This window comes from Acidobacteriota bacterium (assembly GCA_033549365.1).
Classification (GTDB): Bacteria; Acidobacteriota; Aminicenantia; order Aminicenantales; family Saccharicenantaceae; genus JAWSUF01.
In genome coordinates this window covers 1-629 of sequence record JAWSUF010000061.1, presented here as the reverse complement: position 1 = coordinate 629, position 629 = coordinate 1, and the positions used below count along the sequence as shown (strand labels likewise).

At 60.6% G+C, this 629-nt stretch carries 1 rRNA gene; it reads right to left on the bottom strand.

Annotated elements, in window-relative coordinates:
• Positions 1 to 438, bottom strand: a 16S ribosomal RNA gene (locus SCM96_16045); the annotation flags it as partial.
• Between the last annotated feature and the right edge of the window lie 191 nt (positions 439 to 629).

Sequence of the window (629 nt, the reverse complement as noted above, 5' to 3'; positions counted from 1 at the left end):
AAAGCAGTTTACAACCCATAGGGCCGTCATCCTGCACGCGGGATGGCTGGTTCAGGCTCGCGCCCATTGACCAATATTCCTCACTGCTGCCTCCCGTAGGAGTCTGGTCCGTGTCTCAGTACCAGTGTGGCTGATCATCCTCTCAGACCAGCTACCGATCGTCGCCTTGGTGAGCCGTTACCTCACCAACTAGCTAATCGGCCGCGGGCCCCTCCCCAGGCGGCCGAAGCCTTTGACCCCAGCTCCGAAAAGCCGTGGTCTTATGCGGTATTAGCCACCCTTTCGAGTGGTTATCCCTCACCCAGGGGCAGGTTGCCCACGTGTTACTCACCCGTCTGCCGCTCTACTCGCCCCCCGAAGGGGACTTTCGCGCTCGACTTGCATGTGTTAAGCACGCCGCCAGCGTTCGTTCTGAGCCAGGATCAAACTCTCCAATTGTACCCTTGGAGCGCCGTTCGATCCCGTCCGTACGCGGTCGCACGACCTTCGTCCGTCGTGCCTGCCTCTTCGCTATTCGGTTTTCAAAGATCGACCCGGCTCCGGCTGCCCCGGTGCCGTAGGGTAGACGCTCTTTATTATCCCACCCCACCTGCCCCTGTCAATCCCTTTTCGCCCCAGCCAACCCCGCG